12 protein-coding genes are annotated in these 16,106 nt (G+C 39.5%); 4 read left to right on the forward strand and 8 right to left on the reverse strand.

The features are described 5' to 3' along the window. Positions 1–27: 27 nt before the first annotated feature. Complete coding sequence (locus ACRD64_RS23095) at positions 28–1,068, forward strand: GMP reductase (RefSeq protein WP_430936581.1); 1,041 nt, start codon at positions 28–30, stop codon at positions 1,066–1,068. Between the two features lie 74 nt (positions 1,069–1,142). On the opposite strand, the gene ACRD64_RS23100 is transcribed toward ACRD64_RS23095, so the two are convergent. The 6 genes from ACRD64_RS23100 to ACRD64_RS23125 all read right to left on the reverse strand — a co-directional run bounded on the left by ACRD64_RS23100 (position 1,143) and on the right by ACRD64_RS23125 (position 9,167). Further along, complete coding sequence (locus ACRD64_RS23100; protein WP_430936583.1) at positions 1,143–1,808, reverse strand: hypothetical protein; 666 nt, start codon at positions 1,806–1,808, stop codon at positions 1,143–1,145. A 17-nt stretch (positions 1,809–1,825) separates the two neighbouring features. Further along, on the reverse strand, positions 1,826–2,419 hold the full coding sequence (locus tag ACRD64_RS23105; protein WP_430936585.1) for a papain-like cysteine protease family protein: 594 nt from the start codon (positions 2,417–2,419) through the stop codon (positions 1,826–1,828). A gap of 159 nt (positions 2,420–2,578) precedes the next feature. Beyond that, complete coding sequence (locus ACRD64_RS23110; RefSeq protein ID WP_430936587.1) at positions 2,579–6,013, reverse strand: efflux RND transporter permease subunit; 3,435 nt, start codon at positions 6,011–6,013, stop codon at positions 2,579–2,581. A 40-nt stretch (positions 6,014–6,053) separates the two neighbouring features. After that, complete coding sequence (locus ACRD64_RS23115; RefSeq protein WP_430936589.1) at positions 6,054–7,169, reverse strand: efflux RND transporter periplasmic adaptor subunit; 1,116 nt, start codon at positions 7,167–7,169, stop codon at positions 6,054–6,056. A 23-nt stretch (positions 7,170–7,192) separates the two neighbouring features. After that, complete coding sequence (locus tag ACRD64_RS23120) at positions 7,193–8,527, reverse strand: TolC family protein (RefSeq protein WP_430936591.1); 1,335 nt, start codon at positions 8,525–8,527, stop codon at positions 7,193–7,195. Positions 8,528–8,549: 22 nt separating this feature from the next. After that, complete coding sequence (locus ACRD64_RS23125; protein WP_430936593.1) at positions 8,550–9,167, reverse strand: TetR/AcrR family transcriptional regulator; 618 nt, start codon at positions 9,165–9,167, stop codon at positions 8,550–8,552. Positions 9,168–9,343: 176 nt separating this feature from the next. Here ACRD64_RS23125 and ACRD64_RS23130 point away from each other — a divergent pair, with 176 nt between their 5' ends. The 3 genes from ACRD64_RS23130 (at position 9,344) to ACRD64_RS23140 (ending at position 13,447) form a co-directional block, all read left to right on the forward strand. Next, on the forward strand, positions 9,344–10,300 hold the full coding sequence (locus tag ACRD64_RS23130; protein WP_430936595.1) for a hypothetical protein: 957 nt from the start codon (positions 9,344–9,346) through the stop codon (positions 10,298–10,300). A 574-nt stretch (positions 10,301–10,874) separates the two neighbouring features. Next, on the forward strand, positions 10,875–12,170 hold the full coding sequence (locus ACRD64_RS23135; protein ID WP_430936597.1) for an O-acetylhomoserine aminocarboxypropyltransferase/cysteine synthase family protein: 1,296 nt from the start codon (positions 10,875–10,877) through the stop codon (positions 12,168–12,170). Positions 12,171–12,250: 80 nt separating this feature from the next. Beyond that, entirely contained in the window at positions 12,251–13,447 is a 1,197-nt protein-coding gene (locus tag ACRD64_RS23140) for a homoserine dehydrogenase (protein ID WP_430936599.1), read from the forward strand. 135 nt (positions 13,448–13,582) lie between these two features. On the opposite strand, the gene ACRD64_RS23145 is transcribed toward ACRD64_RS23140, so the two are convergent. Both ACRD64_RS23145 and ACRD64_RS23150 read right to left on the reverse strand, forming a co-directional pair. Then, entirely contained in the window at positions 13,583–15,274 is a 1,692-nt protein-coding gene (locus tag ACRD64_RS23145; RefSeq protein WP_430936601.1) for a Na/Pi cotransporter family protein, read from the reverse strand. A 329-nt stretch (positions 15,275–15,603) separates the two neighbouring features. Then, on the reverse strand, positions 15,604–15,816 hold the full coding sequence (locus ACRD64_RS23150; protein ID WP_430936603.1) for a dodecin family protein: 213 nt from the start codon (positions 15,814–15,816) through the stop codon (positions 15,604–15,606). Positions 15,817–16,106: the final 290 nt, after the last annotated feature.

Consider the following 16,106-nt stretch of genomic DNA (forward strand, 5'->3'; position numbering starts at 1 on the left):
CTTTTTTGTGCGTTAAAGATTGATAAGATGAGAATAGAACATGAAATTAAGTTGGGTTTTAAGGATGTCATGTTCCGGCCTAAAAGATCGACATTAAAAAGCAGATCACAAGTTAGTTTAGAACGGACTTTTAAATTTTTACACAGCTCTGCCGAGTGGACAGGTATTCCAATAATGGCAGCTAACATGGATACTGTAGGAACCTTTGAAATGGCAAGGGTCTTAAGCGCGAATAAACTTTTTTCGGCCATACATAAACACTATACGCTTGAAGAGTGGAATACCTTTTTAGAAGAAGCTCCCCAAGGAGTTGAAGATTATATAGCCGTAAGTACCGGAACGGGCGAGGCTGACTTTGAGAAGGTCATGCATATTTTTGATGCGAACCAACATTTAAGGTTTCTTTGTATTGATGTGGCTAACGGATATTCGGAACCTTTTGTTGCTTTTGTTAAACGAGCCAGAGAGCGATTCCCGGATAAGGTTATCATGGCCGGAAATGTGGTTACCGGTGAAATGGTAGAGGAGTTGCTGCTCGCGGGAGCCGATATTATTAAAGTAGGAATTGGTCCGGGGTCGGTTTGTACAACCCGCATTAAGACTGGTGTAGGCTACCCACAATTGTCTGCGATCATTGAGTGTGCCGATGCGGCCCACGGATTGGGTGGACAAATAATCAGTGACGGGGGATGCTCGGTTCCGGGTGATGTGTCTAAGGCCTTTGGTGCAGGCGCCGATTTTGTCATGTTGGGCGGTATGTTGGCCGGTCATGATGAAAGTAGCGGAGAAACCATCGAAAAGGATGGAAAAAAATACAAGCAGTTTTATGGTATGAGCTCGGTGACTGCCATGGATAAGCATGTTGGAGGTGTAGCCGATTATCGGGCCAGCGAAGGGAAAACGGTGGAGGTACCATACCGTGGTGCGGTTGATAACACACTGCAGGATATCCTGGGAGGCGTGCGAAGCACCTGCACGTATGTTGGTGCCTCAAAATTAAAAGAGTTATCTAAACGTACTACTTTTATCAGGGTAGCTGAACAGGAAAATAAGGTTTATACGAAATAAGAAATAACTATAATGGAAAAAACCCGGTATCATTATATAATGACTTTTACCGGGTTTTTTTGTTTATTAATGGATTAGTCAACCAGTTTTTGTTTTTTAACAATATCCCCAAACTCCTTTTTAAATTTAATAGCATCTTCTTTCAATATTTTCAATGCCTCAGAGGACGGAGTAGGTTGATTTAAGGAAAATTTATTGTTATAATTAGTATGTATATTCTGCTTGCCATTAACAACAATAATGTACACATTACTGGCCAGGTTTTGGATTTCGTATTTTGCAATTTTTAGCTTCTGCAAATCAGGATACGAACGAAGCAGTGCGCTTAGCTCATCTGCTACCCCAAGTGGCGAGAAACCTCTTATTAGCCAACCTTTTTCTTCCTTTTTTAGTTCAACCAAAGTAAGCACCTTTTTATCGAAATAAAGAGGGTATAGGTAATTTTTGGTTTTATCCGCAAGCTTTGAGATATCCATGTCTGCTTCCGAATTTAGTAATCTCTCAAAATTAAGTTCGGCGTTTTCAATAACAGGTCCTGGTTTTGCTTTTTTGAGATGCTCCGGATCTATTCCAAAATTGAATTGTTCCAACTCTTTTATAGTTTGAATCATATCCGAGGTGGCTTGTTTAACTGCCTCTTCCGGATTGTCAAAATATTTTGGGGCATCACTTGATTGCCCTAATAAAGGTGTTTGCATAGCTATAAAAAATACTATGGTAAGATATATGATTGCTTTCATGACAGTGTTATTTTAGCTTACTTTTTTAATACATTGTAAAAAGTTGTCCAATGCGTTGCGGTACCCGCCGGATTGGCATATTCAGCATAGGTGATGAGCCTTTCAGATCCTACGCAAGGGGCCCATGGATCATTAAGTACGATATAGTTGGTTCCTCCAACAGTTATATAGCCTTTTATCACCAATACATGACCAACAATACCAGGTGTGCCATAAGCATAACCCATAGGTCTGTTGCCGCAGAAAATTTGCTTTTTTAAGCTGGTCCACGATAATGCTGTACTGGTTTCATCCGCTTTAAGGCCAACATAATCTAACATGGGCCAACCGGGCTTGTTGCAAAGGGCATTTTTGGGACAGTCGTCATCATCGGTGGCCGGGTTACAGCATGTGGTCTCACCAAAACGTTGGTTGGCCAAGTCACATTGTTTTACGATAATTCCATGATGTTGAGCGAGCATTTGCGTTGTTGCAGCCCAACACCAATTGTTTGTTTCTTGTGGGCGTAATGTATTTGGGACGCTGCCAATAATTTCAGGCGTACAACAGCTTGAGGTAAGGGCCATAATACATATACCCAATACAAATCCGAAAATCATATTCCGTTTCATAGCCGTAAATTTTAATTAGAATTTTTTGTATAGGTATGTGTAAATTACAACCAAAACATGCTTTTGTAAATAGGATAGGTCCCTTAATTGTTGAAAATTTTAAAAAAAGCCCCGATAACAAATCTGTTAACGGGGCCAAATATTAACTCATAACTATTGTTAAATCAGCTTTGCCCAATGCATCACTTTCTTTTTGGTTAGAACCGAAATTCGATACATTACCGGCACAATAATCAAGGTAAGAAAGGTTGCAAACGCCAATCCAAAAATTACCGTCCACGACATAGGCGACCACATGGCAGCCATATCCCCGCCAAAGCTTAACTCAGGATCGAAATTGTTAAGTAAACCAACAAAGTTAATGTCGATTCCAACCGCCATAGGCAGAAGTCCCAGAATGGTTGTTATCGCCGTTAGCAGTACGGGCCGTAACCTGGTTTTACCTGCCATTACGATACATTGCGTGTCCGCATCGACAGGCAAAAAAGCGCCTTCGGTCAAACCCAGTTCCATTCTCTTTTGCGATTTAAGTAATTCGATAAAATCGATAAGTACGATAGCGTTATTTACCACAACACCTGCCAGCGAAACAATACCAATGCCCGTCATGATTACTACAAAGTCCATTTTAAAGGTGGCCAATCCCCCAAATACCCCGATGGTACTGAACAAAACACTGGCAATAATGATAAAAGGTTTTACGATTGAATTAAATTGCGAAACCAATATTATTAATATCAACACTACCGCCATTAATAGAGCCACCGATAAAAACTCCATAGATTCGGCCTGTTCTTCCTGCTCCCCCGTAAAGTCGTACTGGTAACCCGCTGGTAATTCAAGATCCGCCAGTAACTCTTTTAGCTGTATGTTTATATTATTGGCATTGTAACCTTCCAAAACGTTTGAATAGATGGTTACAACCCGATCAAGATCAATTCGTTTGATGGCATCGTAAGTAGTTGCATATTTAAAAGAAGCCACCGAAGCAATAGGAATTTCCCTGAGGTTGCCCATGTTATCGCGGAAAACAATTTTCTGATTCATAAGCGCGGATACGCTGTTTCGGAACCTCTCCTGAAAACGCAGTTGAATCGGATATTTGTCTTCGCCCACCTTAAAGTCGGAAACCTCTTTTCCAAAGAGGGCTGTTCTCAAAGCATCCGAAACCCGGTAGGTTGACATCCCGAACCTGCGCACTTTTTCGCGATCGATAGTCACTATCATTTCTGGCTTGTTCACGTTAAGATCCATTTTTAAGCCTTCAATACCTTCAATGTCCGATTTTTCTATCATCTGGATAACGGAGTCAGACAAGAGTACCAGTTTGTCAAAGTCGTAGCCCGAAATTTCAAGGTTTATAGGTTTACCGGTTGGCGGTCCGTTTTGATCGCGGTCGATAGTGAATATGGCTCCGGGATAGCTGTAGGTAAGCCTATCGTTAAACAGCTTAAGTATTTCGGCCGTGTTAATACCTTCACGGTCCTCGTAGTCCACAAACGAAACGGTAACCAGGCATTTGTTATCGCGGGTTGAAAAGTCAAGATCATTCTCGAGTCTTGCACCGTCACCTACGTTGGTCAGCACCGATTTGACGATTTTTTCATATGGTTCGAGTAGCCCTATAACATCACTTTCCAGTTTTTTTGCAAACTCATCGGTAGTGGTAATGTGGGTGCCGGCAGGAAGCTCCACAAAAACATTGATAAAGTTAGGATCACCGCTGGGGAAAAATACGATGTTAGGAGATCTTAGTCCATAAAAAAACATGGTAAAGAATAGCAGGGCAACAGTACCTAAAAGCAGGTTTCTCGGACGCTTCCCTTCAAGAACAGCGCTTAAAATTTTGACATATACTTTTTCCAGGTAATCGAGAAAAGTGGTTTTAAACCAAATTCCAATTCTCGCAAAAAACAATAAGTTCATTAACGAAACAAAAGCGGCAATAAACAACAGACTACCAAGAATATGAACCCCTGCAGCATAAAACAAGGTTCCTGTTGCGAGCAATACACCTATAATTCTGTACACCAAGCGTTTTTCGGGCAGTTTGTCTGTGTCACTGTGTCTGATAAACATGGAGGAGAACACAGGTATAATAACCAATGCCACAAACAAGGACGAGGACAATACAATAATTAAGGTGATGGGAAGATATTTCATGAACTCTCCCATTATTGAATCCCAAAACACGAGTGGGAAGAATGCTGCAAGCGTAGTTGCCGTAGAAGCAATAATAGCGATGGCAATTTCTCCAACCGCCAGTCGGGCTGCTTCAAGAGGCTTGTATCCCTTATCGACAAAACGATAGATGTTCTCCACAACAACGATGGCATTATCCACCAACATACCGAGCGCCAGTATCAGCCCGAAAAGCACCATCATATTAATGGTATATCCGATAAATTGAAGGATAACAAACGACATAAACATGGACAGGGGAATAGCCAAACCTACGAACAACGCATTTCGGGTGCCCAAAAAGAAGAATAGAACAAGAACCACAAAAAGAACACTTATAATCATGCTGTTTTCCAGACTGTTCAACTGTGCTTTTACCATATCCGACTGATCGTTGGTAATAGTAATCTTTAATGATTCAGGGAATGTATGGTTATCACTTACCTCTTGAAGGATTTTCTCAATTCGACTGGTAGCGTTTAACAGGTTTTCTCCACCTTTTTTTACCACTTGTAGCGAAATTACAGGTTCTTCTCCTAATCGAGTTATACTGGAGGGTTCTTCATACCCGTCAATTATTTCGGCTACATCTTTCAGGTACACTATTTTTCTTTCCTCACTTTTCACAATGATGTTTTCCATCTCCTTAACCTCAATAAATTCACCCAGGGCACGGATCGCTCTTCGCGTATTACCGAGCTTTATCTCTCCACTGGAAATACTTAGGTTTTCGGCAGAAATGGCATTGGCTATATCGTCGAAACTAAGTTTGTACGAAGCCATCTTAAGAGGATCAACATTGACCTTTATTTCCTTTTCGTTGATACCTTGTATATCAACTTTGGAAATCTCGGATATGCCTTCAATTCTGTCCTGCAATATTTCGCCATATTTTTTTAGTTCGTCGATGCTGTAATCACCCGAAAGGTTAATATTAACGATTGGAAATTCCGAGGCATCGATGTCTTGTATTACAGGGTCGGACGGCAGGTCGTTGGGCAATTCGCTCATCGCGTCGTCCACAGCATCTTTACAATCTTGCAAAGCTACTTTGGTTTCAACGTTGGTGTTAAAAACAACAAGTATATACGATAGTCCCTGTGAGGAAGTAGATTTAATATCCTTGATACCATTAACCGTCTCAAGCTCCTTTTCGATAGGCCGAGTGACCAGGTTCTCTATATCTAAAGGAGAGTTGCCCGGGTAAGGGGTCATCACCATAATCCATGGAAACTTAACCTCGGGGAACAATTCTTTGGGAAGCGTATTATATGAAAACAGCCCAAAAACTATCACCGAAAAAGTTAATAGTAATACGGTGGTTTTATTCTTTAAAGCCAGCGTGGTGAGTTTAAATTCCCTCACTACCTTATCTTTAAATCTCTCGTTCGACTTTTTCTCTTTTACTTGCATAAATAATCGTTATTATATCCATTATGACAATGTGCAATCCTTATTTTTGGGCTACAAGGGCACCGTTGGAAACGGTGTTGTATCCTGCCACAATCACTTGCTCTCCGCCCATTAGTCCATTGGTAACAACGGTTTCGTCCATATACGAGCGTCCGGTTTCCACATACACCTTTTTAGCTTTACCATCTTCAACCACAAACAAAAACTGGCCTGTGATATCATTTTTTATGATGGCTGATGGAACGGTCAACGCATTGTTCATGCTAAAGTCGTTTATTTTAAGTGTGGCCATCATGTTAGGCTTAAGTTTGTTGTCGATGTTGTTTAATACCAGTTGCACATTAAAGGTCCTGTTGTCGGGATGTACAACGTTACCCGTGCGATGAACAGGGGTTTTTATGACCATGTCAGGGTAGGTCGGGAAACTTAACAGGATAGTATCCCCCTTATGGATGCTGGGTAAATAAACCTCAGATACATCAGCATTCACCTTCATGCTGTTTAAATTTACCAATTGTAGTATTGGAGTCATGCCGGGTGATGCAAGTTCGCCCTCCTTAATTATGATGTCGTCTACCGATCCGCTGAAAGGAGCTGTGATATTGTACAGTTTAAGTTGTTCCTTTTGCGATTTAAGCGAACTTTCCAGGGATTCTTTTTGAGCTTTGGCCTGAAGGTATTCCATTTCGGAACCTATGTTCTGCTCCCATAGATTCTTTTGTTTGTTGTAAGTAATGGTCGCCAGATCCAGGTTGGTTTCAATTTCGCGTATGGCATTCCCTAGAACGTTGGAATTAAGGGAAACCAACATATCGCCCTGATTCACTTTCTGCCCTTCTTTAACATGGATAGTTTTAACCTGTGCCGGCACTTCGGAACTGATGATGGCAATCTCCTCAGCTTCGAGCAAACCATTGGCTTCGATATAGTGATTAAACACTTTAGGCTTAACTTCCCGGGTTATAACAGGAACCTTATGCTTCGGTTGTTCGTCGGTGAATTTTAACAGATCCTTTTCCAACTTTTCGTTTTCTTTCTTAAGCTTTTGAATCGTTTTTATATTCTCTTTGATCTTGGCTTTAATCTGATCTTTTTCAGGTTTGGCGCATGATGCCAATATCATTGCTAAAAGCAGAATTGTTAATATCTTTTTCATCGGTATAAAATTATTTTGCAATGTTAGAGTTGTGATGTAGCTTTTTGGTATTGGATATACCTATTAAAGTAATTGGATGATGCCTGACTGAACAATATAATAGCTTCGACCATATTGTTTTCGTTTTGTGACAGTTGCAGGCTGTTCATCATCCCATTTTCGAATTTGATAAGGGATTTGTCGTAAATACGTTTTGAGATTTCTTTAGACAACTTGGCATTGTTAAATTGTTGACGGGCATTTTCCAGGTTGGTCTCCGCAACGAGCAAATCACGCTTCAAACTCTGCTCAAGCATAGACCTATCCGAGTCTAATTTTTTAAGCTCTAGTTTCTTTTGCTTCATTTGAGCAGATCGTTGACCAGAAGAAAAAATTGGAACGCTTAAGCTTAATCCAACAAGTGTAGCATCGAAATCGTAAAGACTGCTAAGTTCCTGGCCGGACATGGAATAATTATAATTAAAAAATGCGTTTAATTTTGGCATAGCCACCGCTCTTTGATTTTTAATATCCAAATTTTTAATATCAATTTGAGTAATCAATGACCGGTAATCGATATGCGATTTAATATCGCGGCTATCCATAGGTGTAATCGAAATAAAATCCAATAAGCCATTAATTTTGTCGGTTAATTTAAGCGGTTTTTCAATCGCATAACCCATAGCGAATTTTAGAATGGCTATGGCAATTTGTTCTTGATTTAATGCATCGGTATAAAGTCGTTCCGATTCGTTTACCATTAAGCGCATCTGATCGACATCGATATCCTCTTTAAATCCGTTCTCAAAATAAGCTTTCGTTTGTTTTAATGTCTTTTTATTTACTTCTAAACTTTTCTTAAACTCGGAAATATTTTGTTGGGCAACTAAGGCAATAAAGTATGCCTCAGCCACCGCTTGCTTTAGTTCTATATCTGTTTTTTCTTTGACATTGTCCGAAAGGCGCACATATACCTTACTGGCTTGCAATCCTACAAAATAAGAACCATCAAAAAGTAGTTGTGTCACATTGAGATCAGATGCCAGGCCATAAGGTTGAGCAAATTCAGCTTCAAAAATGTCACCTTCCTGTGCATTAGGATCAAACGTTGTCGCATCCAAAATAACTTTAGGCACTTTCAGGTATTTCGAAAAATCCGCGGAAGCATTTACTTGAGGCAATCCTATTGCCAGTGTCTCCCTGACCTTCTTTCTTGCAATTTCAATGTCTGTTTGCGCATTAATGCTTTGATAGCCAAATTCCGTAGCATATGCCATGGCTTGCTTTAACGAAACTTCCAATGTGTCTGTTTGTGCCCTGCTTGTTAAAGCTATGCACAGGAGGAGGGGTATGGGGAATAGTTTAAAAATAGTTGTCATATAATGTTGATTTATTATAAACTTAAAGCAATTCATCTTTTAAAAGTTCATTAAGTAATTTACGGCCTTTTTCGGAACAGATACCATTCATGTGGTAAATAAAAAATTGGTCCGAGAATCGTTTGGATGTTAAATCGCTTTCTGAGAAAGTATCAATTTCAGGATGAAATACGGCAAAAGTCAGTGTTGCAGTAAGTTTGCTCATGAACTCAGGATCTAAATCATTCCTGAATAATCCTTGGTCTTGACCTTCCTGAACAAAGTTTCTGGTTGTTTCAGAAATCAATTGTGTCTTGTATTCCATGAAATCGTGAAAAACAGTAGGGTAAAATTTTTTTAAATCGTACACATAGGTTGGCTTAATCTTCAAATAGGTTTCCATGTATTTTTTGCGTTGCCGAGCCTCTTTTTCGATGACATTCAGGTTTGATTTGGAATACTCCCTGATGATGTTTTCCATGTCTGATTTAATGTGTTCAATTGTTTTTGTTACGAGTTCTTTTTTGTCGCTAAACACTTGGTAAAGAGTCTTTTTAGAAACGCCTAATTCCTTAGCAATATCATCCATACTGACACTCTTAATGCCATATTGTAAAAAAAGGGGCGTGATTTTTTCAATATATTCATCCTTTTCTTTCATTAAGTGCAAATTTATAAAAGGATTTTCGTTTCGGAAACTTTAGTAACATTAATAGTTTCTTAAGTTTCCACTAAAACCCGAAACGGATATTCTTTATCTATTGCACAGGGCGGTTAAAATAATTTATTTTGCCTTTCGTTTAATTAATTAGGAAGTTATAATTCGAGTTTAGACCAATGAAAAATTCTTTTAAATTGCTTTTTCTTATACTGGCGATTCTAGCTTTTAGTCATCCTTTTTTGTCATCTCAAAAAAGAAACAAAGGGACCAGCAAACGCGAAATTCGCAAACGACAGGAACAAGCTAATAAAAGGAGCCAGTATAACAAGTTTAATCCATTACAACCCATGGGGCATAATGCTTCACAGGCACGTGCCGATTTTATTTGGAGCTACGAAACGGCTAATACGGTTCCTCAAAATGCGGGTAATATTAGCATCATCACACCATCCCGATTTTCTAATAGGAAAGGAGTTGAATTTGGTGCTTCCATAGGTGGTTTAGCTGTGGTTCCCGCATTTTATCTGAAAAAGAGATGGACTGAAGGTAGGTGGTATTTTGCCTCGCGTCATCAGGTATATTCCTATGCTCCCATGCTGTATTGGGGAAATGAATTGGGGTATACCAGTATATATCCACTAAACAGAAATTTGCCCGTTAGCATAGCGCTTAAAAATGAACTGATACTGAGTAAGCCGTTTTTAAAGGATTTAAATTGCGGAAGCGCTGAACAAGCTTACATAATATTAACGGGTGCTATTGCCTACGATTATGGATTTGAGGTTGAAGAAACCGATGTTGAACTTATGCAAAGAAAACTGTTGCGTCAGCGAAGTAATGTAATATTAGGTGGTGGCGGCTTTTGGTCTGCCAGAATTCAGGGCGATTTTTATATCCGGAGAAATTTATATGCCACGTTGGCGGTAAGAGGGTTGTTTTCAGATAGTCCGGTGGGAAAATCTGTGGAACAGAATTCCTCGGTAAAACTTAAGTTGACACCTCGATTTTCTCTTTCAGCAGGCTACTGGATGACTTTTGGAAACGGAACCGAAACACCTATATTGCCAATTATTGACTTAACTTACCATTTTGGAAATAAACAAGGGCGGGAGGAAGGATTGTTTGGGAGATGAGAATAAATGTGAAAAACGGACATAAAAAAAGCATCCCCTTTAGGATGCTCATTTCTTTAGAAGTTAGAAGGCTATAAAAAAAATAACCGCAATAAGTACCAGAACTTGTAGCAACAAAAATCTGACCGGGATGTCAATATTTTTGATTTTTAGCCAGTTTGAATAAAGTAGCTTTTTCATGGTTGGTGACGATTAAATGGTTTCTGATGTTTTGACTCATATTTTAAGAAAAGGTTGCGTTTTGGATTAATTAATCTTTTTATTCATAATCTCTCAAAATAAGACACGAAACTCTTTTATTTATCTTTATTATTTCCTTTATTTGTAAAAACGTAATTTTTTTGTGATTCGTATAAATTACATATCTACTTCTCTTAATACCGATAGCTTTATTTCAAAGTCTACTGGTAATCATTCATGTGCGGTAATGGATATGATGGGTCGAATGATGATGACATTATAGTGTCGCGACGCATTGTATTTGAATAATAAAACAAATAACTTCTGAATATAATGCGTCAGGCATTAAGGAGTAAAACTAATATTGTTTATTATTTATTAAATTATTTATACCATGGCTGATTTAAAATTTGAAACACTTCAATTACACGCGGGACACCAGGTTGATTCCGACACAAATTCGCGTGCTGTACCTATTTATCAAACTTCATCGTACCTGTTCAACGATTCGCAGCATGCGGCAAACTTATTTGGTTTAAAAGAGTTTGGGAACATCTATACCCGAATTATGAACCCTACCACCGATGTGTTTGAAAAAAGGATTGCGGCACTTGAAGGCGGAGCGGCGGCTGTGGCTGTTTCTTCGGGGCAAGCGGCGCAGTTTATTGCATTAAACAATATTTTGCAAGCAGGAGATAATTTTGTTTCTACATCGTATTTATATGGAGGTACCTATATCCAGTTTAAAGTGCAATTTAAACGTTTAGGTATCAATGTTCGCTTTGTAGAGGGCGACAACCCGGAGGATTATGAGGCACGTATTGATGAAAATACAAAAGCGTTATATGTTGAAACCATTGGTAACCCGCGTTTTAATATTCCCGATTTCGAGAAACTTGGAGAGATTGCCAAACGCCATGGAATTCCATTAATTGTAGACAATACTTTTGGTGCGGCAGGTTACCTGTTTCGTCCGTTAGAGCATGGAGCAAACGTGGTAGTAGAGTCGGCCACCAAGTGGATTGGAGGGCACGGAACATCCATCGGTGGTGTTATTGTGGATGGAGGAAACTTCAATTGGGGCAACGGAAAGTTCCCGTCATTGACCGAGCCTAGCGAAGGTTATCATGGCCTTAAATTTTGGGAGGTTTTTGGCGAAGGTAGCCCGTTTGGAAATATCGCATTTGCCATTCGCTGCCGAGTTGAAGGCTTGCGTGACTTTGGGCCTGCACTTAGCCCGTTTAACTCATTTTTACTGTTGCAAGGATTAGAAACCTTGTCGCTAAGATTGGACAGAACCGTTGAGAATGCGTTGAAAGTGGCTGCCTGGTTAGAAAAACACGATGAGGTAGAGTATGTAAACTATCCGGGCTTGGCGAGTTCGCCGTATCACCAATTAGCGCAGAAATATTTGAAACGAGGGTTTGGAGGTGTGATGACTTTTAAAATTAAGGGCGGTAACGAAAGAGCGGATAAATTCATTGAATCTTTGGGTTTGGTGAGTCACCTGGCTAATGTGGGGGACGCAAAGACCTTGATTATCCATCCCAGTACAACCACGCACGAACAATTGTCTTTGGAAGAGCAAAAAGCTTCAGGGGTTGAACCCGGGCTGCTTCGTTTGTCCGTTGGTATTGAGCATATCGATGATATTTTGGCGGATTTAGAACAGGGATTCGAAAAATCGTAATAGTGTTATCTCCGGGTCCGTATCCAAAGCGCGCCCGGAGTGCGTGTTATGTGCTTATAAATAAATCCTGATAAAATAAAATGAAGAAAAAACTAAGAATTGGTTTAGCTGGTTTTGGGGTAGTAGGACAAGGATTGTTTGATGTACTTCAAAAAAGCCCTGCTTTAGATGCCAAAATCGTAAAGATATGTGTCAAGAATAAAAAGGAACGAGCACTGCCCTCTGACATGTTTTGCTACTCGGCGAACGAGCTGATCAATGATGAGAACATCAATTTAATAGTAGAATTGATTTCGGATGCTTATGAGGCTTACCATATAGTTACGTCTGCGCTAAGAAATGGAAAAAACGTGGTTTCGGCCAATAAAAAGATGATCGCGGAAAACCTGGCGGAACTGATTGAACTTCAAAAGAAATATAATGTTTCGTTATTGTATGAAGCTTCTGCATGTGGCAGTATCCCTGTCATCCGCAACCTCGAAGAATATTATGATAATGACCTGTTGTTGTCGGTCACCGGTATTCTCAATGGCTCTTCCAATTATATTCTGTCAAAAATATTTGATTGCAATAAAGGGTATGCGGAATCGCTAAAAGAAGCTCAAGACCTTGGTTTTGCAGAGGCCGATCCAAGTTTTGACGTGGATGGTTTCGATTCCTTGTTTAAATTGGTGATTCTAACGGCACATAGTTTTGGTACGATCGTAAATCCTGACGACGTCTTACATTATGGTATATCTAATATTTCGGACTTCGATATTCGTTACGCCAAAGAAAAAGGATATAAGATTAAACTGGTGGGACAGGTTGAAAAACAGGAAGAGAATAAAATTTCCTTATTCGTATTGCCCCGTTTGGTTAAGAAGGATAAATATATCTATAATGTGGAGGACGAGTTTAATGGTGTTGTGATAAAAGGATTGGCTTACGACAAACAGTTCATGTTCGGTAAAGGTGCCGGGGGGCATCCCACGGGTTCTGCAGTGCTGTCCGATATTACGGCCATTGGTCATGACTATAAATACGAGTATAAAAAGAAGAATTATTACAAGGAGTTTTTGTATGAACAGTCAGGTGAAATAGAAATATACCTTCGTTATAAAAAGCAAGAGGATTTAGCTCAATTTAAATTTATTAGTATATCAGAGGAATATTCGGGGCCGGAATGCAATTATAAAATTGGTTTGATTTCGATAAAGGATTTGCTTGCTATTAAAAGCCGGTTAAGGGAGATGGATATTTTTATTGCTGTAACCCGTAAAACATTGAATTATTAATTGCACCACCAGTTGGCCAACCCACAGAAATTACGGTGTAATTCTATTTGTCTTTTGTCCCCAGATTTACCTCATGTCATATCAAATTATTACACGCCGTAAATCTGGGGACAAAGAATATAAACAGGATTTGTTTTATCGTTTGGTTTCGTATAAAGCCTCGGAAACATTGATAGCAAAATTCCCAATCTTCTCGCACTCATGAAAAATATCGGTAAAAACAATTCCTTCATCATAGGAGTAGTCATTGTTCTTCAAACTTTCAAGGTGCTCGGATTTTAATTGTTCGAAATATTGGTTGATTTGCTGCTCAATCTTGTTGGCCCTTGTCAGTTCTATTTTCTTTTCGTCCGTATTTAAATTCTGGCGCATTACGGTTAGCGACTCTTCCACCAAATTAAACATCAGATCCAGTTTCTCCATGATTAAAGGGGAAAACTTAATGTTGTTTCTATGCATGCGGTTGATGATGCGGGCCAGTGTAAAACTGCTATCGCCAATACTCTCCAAGTCGCTGACCAATTTAAGCATGGCCCTGATTCTTATTCGGCTCTGTTCGCTTAGTTGCCCTTGCGAAACTTTGGCCAGATAATTGGCAATCTCAACTTCCACATCGTCGCTGATCGACTCGTATTTTTCGATGTTTGCATAATGTCTGTTGAATTTCTTCTCATTTTCCTCCAATAACAATTTTCTGTTGAAGCCCAACATTTTATTGGTATGCTTAGCATAGGACTGTAGCTCCTTTTTTGCCTGAAGAATAGAAAGCTCAGAGGTCGAGAGCATGCCTGTGGTGATATATCTTAACTTAAATTCTTCACCTTCCTCCCCTTTGTGGGGCACCAATTCAATAATCACTCTGTGCATTAATGGTACAAACCCAATAAACAGCAGTAGGTTAATCACGTTAAATGAGGTATGGAACAGCGCCAGGGAAAACGGAATAAGGGCTTGAGGATTCTTAACAGAAACTGCATTTACATTGGTTAAGATGTCCTTGATAAACGAAGTATAGGGAGTGAAAACACATAGCATCCAAACCACCCCCAGGAGGTTAAATAACAAATGAACACGGGCGGTACGTTTTGCGGAAATATTACCGATAGTGGCCGCAATATTTGGGGTTATGGTGGTTCCAACATTCTCGCCCAGAATCATTGCGGCACCCAGCTCGTATGGCACCCATCCCTGACTGCACATTACAAAGGTGATAGCCATGGTAGCCCCTGAAGATTGAACGATTACAGTTAAAAAACTACCAATAAAAAGGAAAAGTAGAATCGAAGTAAAACCTAAATTCGTATAATCTGATAAAAAACTTAATATTTCAGGATTACTATCTACATCTGGAAATGTTGTTTTGATGAAATCGAGGCTCATAAATAGAATGGAAAAGCCAATGATGGCCTCACCCCATGATTTATGACGCGTACTTTTAGAAAAAACCAAGGGAAATCCTACCGCCATTAAAGGCAAAGCGTATTCGGTGAAATTAAACCGAAACCCAAACAATGAAATTAGCCAACCTGTAATAGTGGTGCCCACATTGGCACCCATAATTACCCCAATAGATTCTACCAAAGAAACCAAACCGGCATTCACGAAACTAACCACCATTAATATGGTGGCGCTGGACGATTGGATGGTAGCGGAAACCAATAAGCCGGTCAATACACCCAAAAAGCGATTGGAGGTCATGGCAGCAAAGATGCTTCTCATCTTAGAACCCGCAACTTTCTGTAAAGCTTCACTCATCAGCTTCATACCATACAAAAAGAGGCCTACGGCTCCTATCAGTTTTAATAAATCTATTAACGAATAATCCATTTAACAATTTTAATCGTAAAGTTGGCGGTATAAAAATAGTAACATTTTCAGATTGAAGTTGTTTTCGGCGTAAAATAGATGATGAATTATAAAGAAAAGTTTATAAAAGATGTATTTTCCAGTTTCTAAGATTATGCTCTTTTTGTAAGAATAGAGGAGAAAGGTAGAAAGTTGTGGTACCTGCTATATAAAAAGAAAGCACCTACATCTCCGTAAGTGCTTGTTTGTCTGATAGGATACGCCTGATTCACTAAAAACAAGAATATGGAAAGAATCAGGCCATACCTTGCCTAGTATGTTCAACTGATAGGTTAGCAGTGTGGGTTATGTTAACTGTTTTCATACTTAAACGAAACCATCACTCTTGCTCGATAGGCTTCCACTTTGCCATCTTTGATTTGTAGGTCGAGTTTAGATATTTCTGCGACCCTAAGATCGCGTAGGCTTTCTGCTGCTCTGCTAATAGCGGCTTCTGCGGCTTTTTCCCATGATTCGGTACTAGTACCCACTAATTCGATCACTTTGTAAACACTTTCTGCCATAACTCTAACTTTTATTGGTTAATAATAGGAATGAATATAAAAAATGATGTTGTCTGCGATAGGTCGAATGTTTTGGCCTAGCATTCAAATTACGACATAATATAAAGAAAAGCAAGGTGGGTAATGTTGTTTTTTTCAGTTCCTTCAAAAAAAGGACGATGCGCAGCGTCAGTAGGAGTTTGAGGGAAATATTTTAAACCGGATTATGTATTGGAGGTTCGTCATGAGCATTGCAAGTACAATAAAACAAGGCATTACCGAAACAAGGCATAACTTGTCCCGATTACTTT

Origin of the sequence: Saccharicrinis sp. 156 (assembly GCF_050589685.1) — a bacterium.
Taxonomy (GTDB): domain Bacteria; phylum Bacteroidota; class Bacteroidia; order Bacteroidales; family Marinilabiliaceae; genus Saccharicrinis.

What these genes read in the sequence shown, in the direction of transcription:
- ACRD64_RS23115 (WP_430936589.1), bottom strand. Translation starts at nt 7,169, where the DNA reads ATGAAAAAGATATTAACAATTCTGCTTTTAGCAATGATATTGGCATCA.
- ACRD64_RS23145 (WP_430936601.1), bottom strand. Translation starts at nt 15,274, where the DNA reads ATGGATTATTCGTTAATAGATTTATTAAAACTGATAGGAGCCGTAGGC.
- ACRD64_RS23150 (WP_430936603.1), bottom strand. Translation starts at nt 15,816, where the DNA reads ATGGCAGAAAGTGTTTACAAAGTGATCGAATTAGTGGGTACTAGTACC.
- ACRD64_RS23140 (WP_430936599.1), top strand. Translation starts at nt 12,251, where the DNA reads ATGAAGAAAAAACTAAGAATTGGTTTAGCTGGTTTTGGGGTAGTAGGA.
- ACRD64_RS23095 (WP_430936581.1), top strand. Translation starts at nt 28, where the DNA reads ATGAGAATAGAACATGAAATTAAGTTGGGTTTTAAGGATGTCATGTTC.
- ACRD64_RS23105 (WP_430936585.1), bottom strand. Translation starts at nt 2,419, where the DNA reads ATGAAACGGAATATGATTTTCGGATTTGTATTGGGTATATGTATTATG.
- ACRD64_RS23135 (WP_430936597.1), top strand. Translation starts at nt 10,875, where the DNA reads ATGGCTGATTTAAAATTTGAAACACTTCAATTACACGCGGGACACCAG.
- ACRD64_RS23120 (WP_430936591.1), bottom strand. Translation starts at nt 8,527, where the DNA reads ATGACAACTATTTTTAAACTATTCCCCATACCCCTCCTCCTGTGCATA.
- ACRD64_RS23130 (WP_430936595.1), top strand. Translation starts at nt 9,344, where the DNA reads ATGAAAAATTCTTTTAAATTGCTTTTTCTTATACTGGCGATTCTAGCT.
- ACRD64_RS23100 (WP_430936583.1), bottom strand. Translation starts at nt 1,808, where the DNA reads ATGAAAGCAATCATATATCTTACCATAGTATTTTTTATAGCTATGCAA.
- ACRD64_RS23110 (WP_430936587.1), bottom strand. Translation starts at nt 6,013, where the DNA reads ATGCAAGTAAAAGAGAAAAAGTCGAACGAGAGATTTAAAGATAAGGTA.
- ACRD64_RS23125 (WP_430936593.1), bottom strand. Translation starts at nt 9,167, where the DNA reads ATGAAAGAAAAGGATGAATATATTGAAAAAATCACGCCCCTTTTTTTA.